Annotated in this window: 11 protein-coding genes; 5 read left to right on the top strand and 6 right to left on the bottom strand. The window is 58.3% G+C overall.

What is annotated here, in order from left to right; genetic code table 11:
- Positions 1 to 73 precede the first annotated feature (73 nt).
- The gene (locus tag BLR44_RS14340; RefSeq protein ID WP_245706066.1) at positions 74 to 1360 is read left to right on the top strand and encodes an alpha-L-fucosidase; all 1287 of its coding nucleotides are present in this window, start codon (positions 74 to 76) and stop codon (positions 1358 to 1360) included.
- Between the two features lie 4 nt (positions 1361 to 1364).
- On the opposite strand, the gene BLR44_RS14335 is transcribed toward BLR44_RS14340, so the two are convergent.
- Together BLR44_RS14335 and BLR44_RS14330 are read right to left on the bottom strand one after the other, a co-directional pair.
- Positions 1365 to 1748, bottom strand: a complete 384-nt coding sequence (locus tag BLR44_RS14335; protein WP_143017296.1) for a hypothetical protein — start codon at positions 1746 to 1748, stop codon at positions 1365 to 1367.
- The gene (locus BLR44_RS14330) at positions 1745 to 2593 is read right to left on the bottom strand and encodes a TIGR02587 family membrane protein (RefSeq protein WP_089683060.1); all 849 of its coding nucleotides are present in this window, start codon (positions 2591 to 2593) and stop codon (positions 1745 to 1747) included. Before BLR44_RS14330 ends, BLR44_RS14335 begins: the two co-directional genes overlap by 4 nt.
- Before the next feature lie 321 nt (positions 2594 to 2914).
- Here BLR44_RS14330 and BLR44_RS14325 point away from each other — a divergent pair, with 321 nt between their 5' ends.
- The 3 genes from BLR44_RS14325 to BLR44_RS14315 all read left to right on the top strand — a co-directional run bounded on the left by BLR44_RS14325 (position 2915) and on the right by BLR44_RS14315 (position 8532).
- Positions 2915 to 6376 (top strand): hypothetical protein, encoded by a 3462-nt coding sequence (locus tag BLR44_RS14325; RefSeq protein WP_143017295.1) that lies wholly within the window; start codon positions 2915 to 2917, stop codon positions 6374 to 6376.
- Between the two features lie 181 nt (positions 6377 to 6557).
- Positions 6558 to 8105, top strand: a complete 1548-nt coding sequence (locus BLR44_RS14320) for a sensor histidine kinase (protein WP_089683056.1) — start codon at positions 6558 to 6560, stop codon at positions 8103 to 8105.
- A gap of 19 nt (positions 8106 to 8124) precedes the next feature.
- Complete coding sequence (locus tag BLR44_RS14315) at positions 8125 to 8532, top strand: response regulator (protein WP_089683054.1); 408 nt, start codon at positions 8125 to 8127, stop codon at positions 8530 to 8532.
- A gap of 44 nt (positions 8533 to 8576) precedes the next feature.
- Here BLR44_RS14315 and BLR44_RS14310 read toward each other — a convergent pair whose 3' ends face one another.
- A complete protein-coding gene (locus BLR44_RS14310) occupies positions 8577 to 9155 on the bottom strand; it encodes a DUF6434 domain-containing protein (protein ID WP_089683052.1) in 579 nt (192 codons plus the stop codon).
- A gap of 394 nt (positions 9156 to 9549) precedes the next feature.
- Positions 9550 to 10104, bottom strand: coding sequence for a 2'-5' RNA ligase family protein (locus BLR44_RS14305; RefSeq protein WP_089683050.1), 555 nt, complete (start codon positions 10102 to 10104; stop codon positions 9550 to 9552).
- A gap of 108 nt (positions 10105 to 10212) precedes the next feature.
- Between BLR44_RS14305 and BLR44_RS14300 the strand changes: the two genes are divergently transcribed.
- Positions 10213 to 11172, top strand: a complete 960-nt coding sequence (locus BLR44_RS14300; RefSeq protein ID WP_089683048.1) for a calcium/sodium antiporter — start codon at positions 10213 to 10215, stop codon at positions 11170 to 11172.
- A gap of 25 nt (positions 11173 to 11197) precedes the next feature.
- Here the strand turns inward: BLR44_RS14300 and BLR44_RS14295 are convergent, their stop codons facing one another.
- Both BLR44_RS14295 and BLR44_RS14290 read right to left on the bottom strand, forming a co-directional pair.
- Positions 11198 to 11920, bottom strand: coding sequence for an FkbM family methyltransferase (locus BLR44_RS14295; RefSeq protein WP_089683046.1), 723 nt, complete (start codon positions 11918 to 11920; stop codon positions 11198 to 11200).
- A gap of 68 nt (positions 11921 to 11988) precedes the next feature.
- Entirely contained in the window at positions 11989 to 13386 is a 1398-nt protein-coding gene (locus tag BLR44_RS14290) for a sugar transferase (RefSeq protein WP_089683044.1), read from the bottom strand.
- Positions 13387 to 13800: the final 414 nt, after the last annotated feature.

Raw genomic sequence — 13800 nt, 5'->3', positions numbered from 1 at the left:
CGAAACATAATTTTACGAACACCTACTTTTCTTTATGCACTTCCGACCTTTTCTTCTTGGACTCTGTCTTTTTTTGAGTGTCCTTTCCGCGCGGGCACAAGCCGATTACCAACCCACGGCTGAAAACCTGCAAGCCCGCGAGTGGTTTCAGGATGCCAAGTACGGCATGTTCATCCACTGGGGCGTCTACAGTGTGGTGGGGGGCGGGGGCGACCGGGGCGTCGCCGAGTGGCTCATGCAGCAGAAACAAATTTCGGTCGACGATTACGAGCAGCTGCCGCACTATTTCAACCCGACGGCCTTCGACGCTAAAGCATGGGTGCAACTCGCGAAAGATGCCGGGATGCACTACATCACCATCACGAGCAAGCACCACGACGGCTTTGCGATGTACGACTCCCAGGTGTCGGACTACGACATTGTGGACCGGACGCCTTACGGCAAGGACGTGCTCAAACTCCTGAAAGACGAGTGCGACCGGCAGGGCATCAAACTCTTCTTTTACCACTCGCAACTCGACTGGCACCATCCCGGTTACTACCCGCGCGGCCGCACGGGGCAATATACCGGACGTCCCGACGAAGGCAACTGGCAGCACTACCTCGATTACCAGAATGCGCAACTCACCGAACTGCTGACCCACTACGGCGACGTGGCCGGCATCTGGTTCGACGGCTGGTGGGACAAGGCGGAGGCCCCTGCCTGGAAGCTGGACGAAACCTATGCGCTCATCCACAAGCTGCAACCGCAGGCGCTGATCGGCAACAACCACCACCGCGCGCCCTTCCCCGGCGAAGACTTCCAGATGTTCGAGAAAGACCTGCCCGGCCACAACACCACCGGCTTCGGTTCGTCGGCGAACGACATCGGCACCCTCCCCCGCGAAACCTGCGAAACGATGAACGGCTCGTGGGGCTACAACCTGACGGACGACCGCTACAAAAGCACGAAAGACCTGGTGCACTACCTCGTGCGGGCGGCGGGCTACAACGCCAATTTCCTCCTGAACGTCGGTCCGCAACCTAACGGCGAAATCCAGTCCGAATTTCAGGATACACTGCGGGCGGTCGGCACGTGGCTCCAGACCTACGGCCCCACCGTCTACGGCACACGCGGCGGTCCCGTCGCCCCCAAAACCTGGGGCGTCACCACACAGAAAGACAACAAAGTCTACGTCCACGTCCTCGACTACGCCGACCGGACGCTCCTGATTCCCGACTTCAAAGGCAGGGTGAAAAGCGCCCGATTGTTCAACAGCGGCAGCAAGGTGAAGTACCAGACCAACGCCTACGGCCTGCTGCTGGAACTCCCACAAAACCGCACCGGCGACCTAGATACGGTGATCGAGTTGACGTTGTGACGCCTCACGGTTCCAGGTAACTGACGACGCGGACGCGGACAGTGTCGGCCTGGGCAGGGTTGTGGTGAAAACCGACCCAGCCGTTCCGGGTCGATTGCCGGGGGCAGTAGTCGAAGGTGAGTTCGCCTGTCTCGAGGGCCTGTCCTTGGGTTTCCAGCACCACTTCCAGTTGAACACTTTCGGCCGACATGCCGCCCTGGTTGGTGACCGTGACGGGCACGGCATAGTAATCGGCGTGGGGTTCGGCAGGATGGGCAGTGGCCTGCAAATCAGGCGGCGTGGGCTGGCGGGTGGCCCACAGGTATCCCAGGAAGGCGAGGGCAGCGGCAATCAGCAACAGGCTGATGCCGAAGACAGACCATTCCAATCCGTTTTTTTCTGGTTTCATTTGATGAGGAGTCGGGCGGCGGAAGTGCCCAGCGCGGCGGGCACGGTTAACACTACGGTTTCGATCAGGGCCATTTCCAGCGAAATGTCTTCCAATTGCAGGAAAAACAGGAGCATCAGCGCGGAAAGGGCCATGGCTACGGTCAGGGCCAGCGTACTTTCGTAGAGAACGTCTACCACCAAAGGACCGTCCTGGCCGGTCTGCGTTCCCCGGAAGTCGACGTAGTAGAGAATCGCCACCACCAGCACCAGCGCGAACAGCAGCAGGAGCAGCGCCTGGTAGGGGACAATTTCGTAGGCGGTTTTGATGATCTCTTCGGTAGGCGCCACATTGGCCGCCACCAGCACGCCACCGCAGGTCGCCAGCGTCAGGGTGCGACCCAGGCGTTCGCGCGGGTGAGCGTCGGGCCCTTCGCCCCGCGCGGTGGCCGGTGCTTCGTCCTCCTCGGGCGAGACCCCCAATTGGGCCGTGCCGACCGAAATGCCAATCGCCACGGGCATCGATTCCACCATCACCGTTCCCAGAATCTGGTCCAGCGGCATGGTGGCAAATTCAATACGGCCTGTCAGCCAGAGCACCAGAATGGACAGCAGAATGCCGAGACCCATTTCCTCCACCGAATCGATCAGAATGGCCTGCCAGGTCGATTCCGGTCGCATCCCCGCGAAGCGGTTGTAGCCCAGCAGAAGCCCGAAGGCCGCCACCATGTAGCAGATCAGGTACGGGGGCTGGATGATAAAGCCGGTCTGCCATACCTCCATCGTGTAGAGCATGGGCAAACTAAACAGAAAGCCACCGACAATGCCGCGGCCGTATTCTTTGAACGAGTCAGCAAGGGGACGCATCGCAAACGGAAAGGCCGAAAGTTACAGCGGTTTTCCTATTTCCGCATCAAGGGTCAGGCGCGTTCCCGGCGCAAATGCAATGGGACCCGGCCCGACAGCAATGTGCAGGAAATTCGTTCGTTGGGTAGACATGGCGGGTTGGGTTGAGCATGCGAAAATACCGTGGAGTTGGCATCCGGTACAGGGGGCGGAATCCGAAGAAGTAACGTGCTGATTTTGAGCGTTCTGCCACGGAACCTTACGCTGTGGTAGGAGAAACGAACCGAATTTGGGTAAACTTGTATATTGGTTGGCCTTGTGCCTCATTGTCTGGGAGTTATCGTGAAACGTCGGGTACTCGGGTACGGATTCCTCATCTGGGTGGGATGCCTCCTGTCGGTTCCGGCATGGGCGCAGTTTTCCAACCTCCGGTGCCGCCGTGTGGCGGTCGTACCGACCGGCATTACGCTCGATTCGCTCAGCCTCGTGCCCGGCTCCATCCACCTGACCGACGTCCGCCACGGCCTCGACAGCGTCGACTACGAGCTGAACACCCACACCCTGCGTTTCGCCTTTCCGGAACAACTGCCCGACTCCGTCACGATCTGCTACCGCGTATTTCCGCTGCGGTTCGACGCGCCCCGCTTTCACCGCGACCCTGAGGCGTACGACTCGACCGACTATTATTTCGACGACGTTTCGTTCCGGGGACCCTCCGAAACCCGCGAGCAGCTGTTCAACACGCCGGGCATCAGCAAAAACGGGAGCATCACGCGGGGCATCTCGTTCGGCAACAACCAGAACGTTTTTGTCAATTCCACCCTCAATTTGCAGTTGGAAGGGCAACTGACACCCGACATCAAACTCACCGGCGTCATTTCGGACCAGAACGTGCCGTTTCAGCCGGAAGGCAACACGCAGCAGTTGCAGGAATTCGACCAGGTTTACCTGACGCTGGAGCATCAGAAAGGACGGTTGACGGCGGGCGACATTGTGCTGAAAAATCCGCCATCGGCGTTTCTGCGCTATTACAAAAACGTGCAGGGCGGGCAGGCGCAGGCGACTTACGCGACCGGCGAAAAGGGGCAGGCCACCACCACCGTCAGCGCCGCCGCCGCAAAAGGAAAGTTTTACTCCACGCCGCAGTTGGCCGTACAGGAGGGGGTGCAGGGGCCGTACCGTCTGGTGGGGCCGAATGGCGAAACGGGCATCATCGTCCTGGCCAATTCGGAGCGGGTGTTTCTGGACGGACGGTTGCTGACGCGTGGCTTCAACAACGATTACGTCATCGACTACAACCAGGCCGAAATCACCTTTACGCAGCGCATCGTCATCACCCAGTACTCCCGCGTGCGGGTCGACTTCGAGTATGCCGAACGCAACTACAGCCGCACGATTTTCAACGCGTCGCATTACCAGACTGTCGGGAAGTTCGACGTATTTTTCAACCACTACCAGGAAGGTGACAACCGCAACAATCCGCTGACGGTGGAGCTGGACACGGCCGCCCGGCGTCGGCTGAGCCTGATCGGCGATGACCTGAATCAGGCAGTGATCGACGGGGCGCAGCGGGTCGATTTTACAGAAAACGAAGTGCTGTACGTGCAGCGCGATACGCTCTACAACGGCACGGTATACCCGACCTACGTGTTCGCCACAAACCCGCAGGATACGGTCTACCGTGTGGTTTTTTCGGATGTCGGCTATGGTCAGGGCGACTACGTGCAGCGAAAGGGCGTTTACAACGGGCGCGTGTTCGACTGGGTAGGACCGGGGCAGGGGCGCTACCGGCCCGTGCGGCTCATCCCGACCCCCAACCGCCGCCGCCTGACCACGTTGGGAGCCAATTTCCGGCTGCGCGAAGGGGAGAAGTTCTACACGGAAGTGGCCTTTTCCGGCTACGACAAAAACCGTTTTTCCAAGCTGGATGCCGACGATGACCAGGGCCGGGCTCTGAAGCTGGGCTACCTGAACGAAGGCCGTGCGCTGGGGTTCTGGGAGAAAACGCGCTGGATGGCGGGCGTCGACTACGAATACCTCAGCTCCTATTTCAATCCCATCGACCGGTTCCGCGACGTGGAATTCGACCGGGATTGGAGTGCAAACCAGGGCGATACGTTGCGGGCCGACGACCACCTCCTGAATGTGCACACCGGCCTGATGCGCGACCTGAACAACCGACTGCTGTATCGCTTCAGCCTCCGCGACAAAGGCGAAAACGTGTCGGGCACGCAACAGACGCTGGAGGCGGCCAAGGAAATCTGGCGGTTTCAACTCCGCACACAGGCGTTTCTGCTCCGCAACCAGCGCCAGGACTACGACTCCGAATGGGAGCGGCTCAGCCTCGATCTGGCCTACCAGGGGCGCTGGCTCGTGCCGGGCTATACCTACAACCTGGACCACAACCGGATCTATGCGCCCGGCACGGATTCGATCGTGCGGACGGCGATGAATTACGAAGAGCACCGCTTTTACCTGCACACGCCCGACACGGCGCGTACCCGCCTCACGGCCGACTACAGCCTGCGCTACGACCGCCTGCCTCAACGGGGCGAGTTGGTCCGGAACACCGAGGCGCAAACCGGGAACCTAGGGGTGAGTACGCCGCTGGGCAAACACCAGACGCTGGGCTTTACGGGCACCTACCGAAAGCTGGACTACGTCAACGCATCGGAGACCGGCGACTCGCTGGCGCGGGGCGAAGAGACGGTGCAGGGACGCCTCGACTGGTCGGCCGATCTGCTGGAGCGCCACATCCGTTCCGAACTGACGTTTGCTACCGCAACGGGACGCGAACTGCGGCGCGAGTTTCAGTACATTCCGGCGCTGGAACCGGGGCAGGGCACGCACGACTGGATCGATTACAACGGCAACGGCATCCAGGAACTGAACGAGTTTGTGGAGGCGGTCAATCCCGACCGGCGGCTCTACATCAAAATTCTGGTTCCCACCAACGAGTACGTCAAGGCCTTTACGAACAACCTGGTATACCGGCTGAACCTGGACGCACCGCGTGGCTGGCGGCAGAAAAAGGGCCTGCGCAATCTGCTGTCGCGTTTTACGAACGTTTCGTCGTGGACCGTCGACCGGAAAATTACCCAGGGCAGTGTGTTTCAGCGCTTTGTGCCTTTACTCGCCGTCGACGACGAAGATCTGCTTTCCACACAACAGGCCCTGCGTTCTACCCTCTTTTTCAACCGCACCAATCCGCAGTTTGGGTGGGACATGGGTACGTTGCAGCTACGGCAGAAGCAATTGCTGACGGCGGGGTTCGACGCGCGACAGACCGACGAACTGCGGCTGAACATGCGCCTGAACCTGAAACGCAAGTTCAACGTGCAACTGGCCGCATTTCAGCAGCAACGCACGTCACGCTCCGATTTTCTGGACAACCGCAACTACACCATCCTGATTCGCGAGCTCAACCCGGAGTTGTCGTGGCAGCCGGGTGCCAGTTTCCGCCTGACGGGATTGCTGAGCCGCTCCGGCAAACAGAACCTCGACGGTGCCGAGCGCGCTACGGTGAGCAAAGCCGGTACCGAACTGCGCTGGCAGAAAGTCTCGGTCCGCAGCGTCAATGCGTCGCTCCAATACGTGCGCATTGCGTTTACGGGCAACGCCAATTCGCCCCTGGCGTACGAAATGCTGGAAGCCCTCCAGCCGGGCAACAACTTTACGTGGGCCGTCAACTGGCAGCAGAAACTGGCCAACGGCCTACAACTCACCTTTCAGTACGAAGGCCGCAAAGCACAGTCGACCGCCCCGGTCCACATCGGCCGCATGCAGGTGGCCGCGTTGTTCTAAAACGCTTGAAAATCAGGGCACTACTTACATGACCTTGGAGGATTCGCGGCAAATGCGATGCAAGGAACTAGCGCCGATCTTGTATATTGCAATGTTGTTTCGTCTATTATTATCGTTCATTCGTCGTTTAATAGAGTTGTTGCAGGTAGCTTGACTGCTCTTGTCGGGTACCTCACCGGTTATGGATCAGCTACACCATTTTCTTACGCATTTGTGGGATACCGCCGATTTTCCGGCTCGGTGGCATTGCGGTCGCTGGAGCGATCTGCATGGGTGGTTGTACATCGGCGCGAATCTGGCCGTCTGGAGCGCGTATTTTGCCATTCCGCTCATGTTACTCTATCTGGTGCGGAAGCGCCCCGATCTGCCCTTTCGGAAGATATTTGCCTGGTTCACCGCATTCATTTTGTTCTGCGGTGCGACACACCTGATGGACGCGCTCATGTTCTGGGTGCCGGTCTACCGGTTCAATGCCCTTTTGTTGCTGGGCACCGGCTTGGTGTCGTGGACCACGCTCATCGCCATGTACCGGGTGGCGCCTCAGGCCCTGGCCCTGAAAACCCCCGCCGAACTGGAGGAGGCACTGCAACGACGCACGGCCGAGCTGGAAAAAGCCAACCAGGAGCTGCGTCGCAGCGAAGCACAGTTCAAAGCCCTGGTCGAGCACAATCCGGACATTGTGGCGTACCTCGACGAAGACATGCGCTACAAGTTCATCAACCAGTCGATCCGCCGCCTGGCCGGCATATCGCCTGACCAGATCGAGGGTCGTACGTTTCAGGAGGTGAGCCGACCAGGGCCACAGGCCGAAATCTTTGTGCAGCAGGTGCGGGAGGTGATTGCGACGGGCGAGGCCCGTACGTTCGACTACCTGTCGGGCATTCCGGGCGAGGGGGGAATCCGCCGCAATTACGTCATCTCGGCAGTACCGTTGTCGCTGTCCGAAGCGGGCGCGCCCGCGGTGTTGACGGTGGCGCGCGACGTGACCTTGCTGAAGCAGTTGGAGCACGAGCTGCAAACCCACGTGGCGGCGCTGGAAGAGACCACGCACCTCTTGCGTGGCCGCAACCAGATGTTGCAGGAATTTGCGTTTATCGTTTCCCACAACCTGCGCTCGCCGGTGACTAATCTGGCGACTATTCTGGAACTGTACGACCGCAGTGCCCACAGTGCAGAGAAAGAAATTCTGCTGCAACAACTCCGCAAAGTGGCGGGGCGGCTCGCCGAAACCGTCAAAGACCTGACCGAAGTGGTGCGCGTGCAGACGGACGATACGCTGGTGAGCGAAGAGCTGCGCTTTGAGGAAGTGCTGTGCCATCTGAACGAAAGCCTGGTGGCGCAGATCCAGGAGAGTGGCGCGCGCGTGTGTGCCCATTTTACGGAGTGCCCGACGGTCACTTACCCGAAAGTGTACCTGGAAAGCATCATGCTGAATCTGCTGACCAATGCCATCAAGTACCGGGCTGCCGATCGGACAGCGCAGGTCTGTTTCCGGACCCACCGCAGCGAAGACGGACGCGTGGTACTGACCTGCCAGGACAACGGCGTTGGCATTGATCTGGAACGGCATGGTACCAAGCTGTTCGGACTGCACAAAACGTTCCATGGACACCCCGATGCCCGCGGAGTGGGGTTGTTCATCACCAAGAATCAGATCGAATCGCAGGGCGGCTCGATTGGGGTGGAGAGCCGTGTGGGAGAGGGCACTACGTTTAAAATCGTATTTTAACCGCTAAAACAAAACACAAATGGTTGAGAAGGTGTGGGTAGTGGACGACGACGATATCTACCAATTTACCATCCGCCTGGAAATTGAGCGGACGCAACTGGCCGGCGAAGTAAAGGCCTTTCTGAATGCGGAACTGGCCATCCAGGAACTGGAAGCGGCGGCGGCCGAGGCGGCCCGGTTGCCCGACCTGATGCTGGTAGACATCAATATGCCGATTATGGACGGGTGGGAGTTTCTGGAACGCTACCGCGAACTGGTACCGCGTTTGTGCAAGAAGACCCAGATCTACATGGTGAGTTCGTCGGTTAATGCCAGTGATATCGAACGCGCCAAGCACCTGAGCGTCGTGTCCGATTACATTGTGAAACCCATCAGTCGCGATTTGTTGCACGCCCTGTTGTCGGCCGACATAAAAAATGCCCTTTGAGTCTGGTTCAAAGGGCATGGAGCGTATAACCGGCAGGATGGAAACTAGGCCACCTGCTGCGATTGCTTGTGTCGGTGCCAGGCCGCAATGGCCTCTTTGAAAGTCGCTTCCGGGTGCGCTTCCCGGTAGTCGCGAATAAACTGGTTGTACCGTGCCTGCGGACCTGCCTGCGGACGATACACCCCTTTCTGTCGATCTTCCTGTTCCCGCTGGTATTCCTGAATGGCATCGCCGAACGTTTTGCCCACGTTGGCACGCATCCAGCGCGTCAGGCGGGTTGTAAACCGGAATTGCGGACCCAGAATGGAGCGGAAAAACTGACGGTTTACCTGGCTTCCCCGGAAATCGGGCGTGATCACGGTCTTGAGCGACGGCTTCTCCAGTTTCTGTCGGGCGCGCTTGGGACGCGTCACGCGTGTCTTTGTATTCATGGAACGGCGGCGTACCTTTCGTTCGCCCACCGTCAGGTGATTGATAATGCGCTGCTCTAACTCTTCTTTCGAGCCGGAAGCGGATAACTGGTGATCACGGCAATACGACATCAGATCGGTTTTGAGCCAATCGTGTTTTTTGAATTCTTTTAACGTAATGCCTGAGTCTAGTTTGATTTTTTCTCTGCTCATGTGGGCTAAGCTAATCGTCAAGGGGTTTTCTGCCAATAGGTGAAAAATCGGCACGGAGTATTATTCGTCAATCGCGGTAACGTTCAAAACGAAACGTTTGCTTTTCGATAAAACACGACATCTTGTCTAGAGAACGCGTCGTCTATCCGCACCCGGGTGGGCAAAGGTTTGAAAAATGATTTCTAAACAGGTTTTCAAACGAAAAATCGCCGAAAAGTAAAAATATTAATCCAGTTTGTACTGTACTTTAACAGGCTTTTTCCGAAAATCGTTGGCAATCGGGAGCGCCCAACATAAAGCCTGTTTTCTACGCGTAAGAGGCACGGCATCCTCAAAAATATCCCGGTACGCCCGGGATTTGCCTCTATTTCTGCGCCTTACGGGCAAAGTTACTTTATTTAGCCGAAGTGGGACCCAACGGGTACGTGGCGATGATGTGCCATTTCTGCGCATCGTGACGCAATAGCGCCAGGTGATCGGCCCGGAACGAGCGCTCGTACGAGCAGGTCGAAAAGTAGGCCCAGGCCGCTACAAACTTCGAGCGGGTCAGGTCGCGAAAGGCTACGGTCATGTGCGGATGAAACGGCCGGTCGGGCTGACCCAGGGGAAGGTGCCCGGCAGCGTGCATCTGTTGCGCCAGGTCCTGCTGCAAGGCGACCAGCGCCTCCGACCCGACCACGTCTACGTAGATGACTCGCGGTGCGAACGCGGCGAAGTTGCGCAACGTGACTGGAAACGGTGCGTGGCGGGTGGCAAACTGCCGAAGAAAGGGTGCCAGCGCTTCGGCATCGTCCCAGGCAAAGGGCGGAATCAACGTGATGTGCGCGGGCGAGCGCAACGCCCGCTGCGTCTGAAATTGCCGGGCGGCTTCCCGCTTAAACGCCGTCACTTCTTCCTGCAGCGGCGACGGCGGAACCAGGGCCAGAAAGTGAAGGGCGGTAGACGGCATAGCACGATGGCAAAACAGGATGCGGACAGAAACTTTACGCAGAGGAACGGGGGGGCGTTGTATATTTGCCCGCCAACGGTGGCGAAAGGATGCGGTTCCTGCTTATCTATGACCTTTACTCTTCTGCAAATTTTCCTGGGACTGGTGGTGCTGATCGGCGGGGCCGAGTTGCTGGTGCGGGGCGCTTCGTCGGTAGCCTTGCGTTTCGACATGTCACCGCTGGTGGTCGGGCTTACTGTGGTTGCGTTCGGCACGTCGCTGCCCGAGCTTCTGATCAGCGTCACGTCGGCGCTGCGCGGCAGTTCCGACCTGGCCATGGGAAACGTAGTTGGCTCCAACATCTGCAACCTGGCGTTGGTGCTGGGCGCTACGGCGCTGGTCTATCCGGTGGGCGTGCAGCGCGATTCACTGCGGTTAGACTGGCCCATGACCATGGGGTGCTCGCTCTTGCTGTACCTGCTGTCGCTCGACGGTGAACTGCGCTGGTACGAAGGCGTCCTGTTCGTTGCCATTCTGGTGACCTACATCGTGTGGATCATCCGCCGTTCGCGCAAGCAAACCCGCGCCAATCGGGAACTGGAGCAGCAGGCCGAAGCGGTAGAAGTACCGGAAGCGCCTTCCAGCAGCCCCTGGAAAGATGTGTTGCTCATTGGGTTGGGCTGCGTGGGTCTCTTCTGGGGAGCCGACTGGTTTGTGAACGGGTCGCAAAAGCTGGCCCTTTCGTTAGGCGTAAGCGAGCGCATCATTGGTCTGACCGTGGTGGCCGTGGGCACGTCGTTGCCCGAACTGGTCACGTCGATCGTGGCCGCGTACCGGCGCCACACCGACATTGCGCTGGGCAACCTGCTGGGTTCCAACATCTTCAACATCCTTTCGATTCTGGGCATTACCAGTGTGATCAGCTCCATCGACGTGAGCCAGGATATCCTGGACGTGGACATGTGGTGGATGCTGGGCATCACCCTGGTGCTGTTGCCCGTTATGTGGACGTTCCGGCGCATCAGCCGGCTGGAAGGCACTTTTCTGCTGGGATTGTACCTCTACTACGTGTTCATCGTCGTGGTGTAAACGCCTCCTGTGCTGGGGCCTGCGCTTACGGAAAAGCGATGAAGTAATACTCCTGGTTGTTGTGAAAGTAGTTTTTGAACGCTTCCGGCGATAGGGCTTCCTTGCTCTGCACGAACGCTTTGAGCGTGGCTAGCTTCAGGCCCACCTCTCGGGTCAGAAACGTGTACAGTTCGAGCGGATCGGTACCGTAATAGTCGCTGGCACCGAGGCCGCATTCGAACACCACCACGGGCTTGTGGCGTTTCAATAGCTTTTTCCCGCCTTTCAGCACCGCGAACTCGCCGCCTTCCACATCGATTTTCATGAAATGGATCGGCACATCCGCCGGAATGAGGTCGTCCAACGTTGCGATTTCAACCTCAATCTCTTCGATATCGGGCTGCGCTACTGCGTAATGCCGCCGCCGAATGCCGCTGTAGGCCGGTGCGTTTTTTACGAACTGGAACGACGAAGTGCCCGCTTGGTCGGCCAGGGCGTACGGGTACAGGGTGACGCGGCGCGGGTAGGTCGCCTGCAATTGCTTGAAAAAGTAAGGAATCGGTTCGAACGCATAGTGCTGTCCGTCCGGCGCGTACGTCAGGATCTGTTGCAGAATTTCGCCTTTATGACAGCCCACGTCGATGCAGTTCGACCGGGAATGGATGACGCGTTGCATGATCAGCCGGGTGAGCCGGTCGTATTCCAGGTTCTTGGTGAGGTCGAGGCGAAGAAACAGAAGCGTTTCTCGGAGAAGGTCTTTGAAATTCATCAGGGGTGTCGAAAGAGGGTTCAGGCTTCGGGTGCGCCGACCAGAGGGCCGTGCTGCCGCCCCGGTTGCTATTTGCCGCGGCCTTGCAGAATGATCATGATCGTATAGAGCAGAATGCGCATGTCCATGGCCAGCGACATGTTTTCGATGTAAATGATGTCGTATTTCATGCGCCGCACCATTTCGTCCACGTTGCCGGCATAGCCGTATTTAACCTGTCCCAGCGACGTGATGCCGGGGCGAACTTTGAGCAGGTGCTTGTAGTGCGGGGCGCGGGCGGTGATCTGGTCGATGAAGTACTGACGCTCGGGCCGCGGACCGACGATCGACATCTCGCCTTTCAGCACATTGAAAAACTGCGGCGTTTCGTCGAGGCGGGTTTTGCGCATGATGCGCCCCCACGGAGTGATGCGCGGGTCGTTGTCGGACGAAAGGGCCGGGCCGTTGGTTTCGGCATCGATGTACATGCTGCGAAACTTGTAGATGCGGAAAGGCTGGCCATCTTTGCCGATGCGCTCCTGCGAGTAGAGCGAAGGCCCAGGCGACGTGACGCGCGTAATCAGCGCCACAATCAGGTAGAGCGGAGCCCCGAGCACCAGCACCAGCAGGGCAATCAGAAAGTCGAACAGGCGCTTGGCAACCCGTTGCCAGACGGGCATCAGGTTCTGCCGAATTTCGATGAGGGGCGTCCCGAAAATGTGTTGCACCCGGACCGACCCCAGCAGGATCTGGTACAGGTCAGGAATGATGCTGATGTACACCCCGGCACCTTCCAGCAGCGTCAGAATTTCTTCCATCCGCTTGTGTTCCGACGGCTCCACAGCAATGATCACCTGTTCGATCTTGTGCTTTTTGAGAATTTCTTCCAGGTCGCGGTAATCGCCCAGGCAGGGCAGAAAATGTTCGACCGGGCTCTCTTTCCGGAACACGTGTACGTAGCCCATAAACCGCAGCCCGAGCAGATCGTGGTTGGTATCTACTTCCTGGTAAATCTCCAGCGCATTCTTCTCCGAGCCGATCAGAAGCGTGTTGAACCAGATGCTGCGCCGCCGGATCAGCCGCTTCGTGTAGGTCATGACGACCATCTTTTCGAGGGCGACCACGGTAAAGTGGAGCAGGAAATACGTACTGACCGTTTTGTAGTACTGGGTGTACGTACTGACGCCCTCGTCGTCGAGCAGCAGCGCGAAGAAGATGACCACCACCCCGGTCAGGCAGGCCGTGAACAGCGAAAACAGTTCTTTCACCCGCGATTTTCGGATCACGTCGACGTACGTGCCCCACAGTGCGAACAGGAGCGTCCAGAACGTGGCGATCGGTAGGGCGCTGTATAGCAGTGAGAACGAAACGCCCACCTGGATTTCGTTCAGCAGGTACTTGCGGAAGATGTAAAATGCGATCCAGGCAAGGAAGGCGGCCAGAAAATCGGCAATGAGGTAATTGATGGAAAAGGCTGCTTTCTTCATCTGCCTAAACTCCCGAAATGCATGGATGAGGAACCACAGACAAGGAAATCAGTCACGAAAAGAAAGCCGACGGCCCGTGGCGCGCTGGCCCGTGTGGCTGACCTGAAAAGAGACGGAGCAAGCATCCGGAGGTAGTTTTTGCCAGAAATCATCGCGTGCTGTAAAGCGGCGCAGGTCCTCTCTACAGGCATATGTAGGTAAGTACGGCTGGCGCGACGGAAGTAAGCGCACCTCTCCCGGATTTCTGCCCGTCGTGCGGACGGACGCAGGGATAGTAGGAAAAGCGCAGGCCACAACGCCCGAAGCGCAAAGAAAGAAGCGAACCGCATGTCTGAAAATTCGAAACTTCTTCGTGCGGACACGTGTCGCAAGAAAGCTGATTGAAGCATAGAAGCCTCAAAATTAGGTTTTTTT

This window comes from Catalinimonas alkaloidigena, assembly GCF_900100765.1.
Classification (GTDB): domain Bacteria; phylum Bacteroidota; class Bacteroidia; order Cytophagales; family Flexibacteraceae; genus Mooreia; species Mooreia alkaloidigena.
Note: the sequence above shows the minus strand (reverse complement) of the source record. Positions and strands in the feature narration are given on the sequence as shown.

Coding starts and splice junctions, on each gene's coding strand:
- BLR44_RS14335 (WP_143017296.1), bottom strand. CDS start 1,748: ATGAAACCAGAAAAAAACGGATTGGAATGGTCTGTCTTCGGCATCAGC.
- BLR44_RS14330 (WP_089683060.1), bottom strand. CDS start 2,593: ATGCGTCCCCTTGCTGACTCGTTCAAAGAATACGGCCGCGGCATTGTC.
- BLR44_RS14320 (WP_089683056.1), top strand. CDS start 6,558: ATGGATCAGCTACACCATTTTCTTACGCATTTGTGGGATACCGCCGAT.
- BLR44_RS14315 (WP_089683054.1), top strand. CDS start 8,125: ATGGTTGAGAAGGTGTGGGTAGTGGACGACGACGATATCTACCAATTT.
- BLR44_RS14310 (WP_089683052.1), bottom strand. CDS start 9,155: ATGAGCAGAGAAAAAATCAAACTAGACTCAGGCATTACGTTAAAAGAA.
- BLR44_RS14305 (WP_089683050.1), bottom strand. CDS start 10,104: ATGCCGTCTACCGCCCTTCACTTTCTGGCCCTGGTTCCGCCGTCGCCG.
- BLR44_RS14300 (WP_089683048.1), top strand. CDS start 10,213: ATGACCTTTACTCTTCTGCAAATTTTCCTGGGACTGGTGGTGCTGATC.
- BLR44_RS14295 (WP_089683046.1), bottom strand. CDS start 11,920: ATGAATTTCAAAGACCTTCTCCGAGAAACGCTTCTGTTTCTTCGCCTC.
- BLR44_RS14290 (WP_089683044.1), bottom strand. CDS start 13,386: ATGAAGAAAGCAGCCTTTTCCATCAATTACCTCATTGCCGATTTTCTG.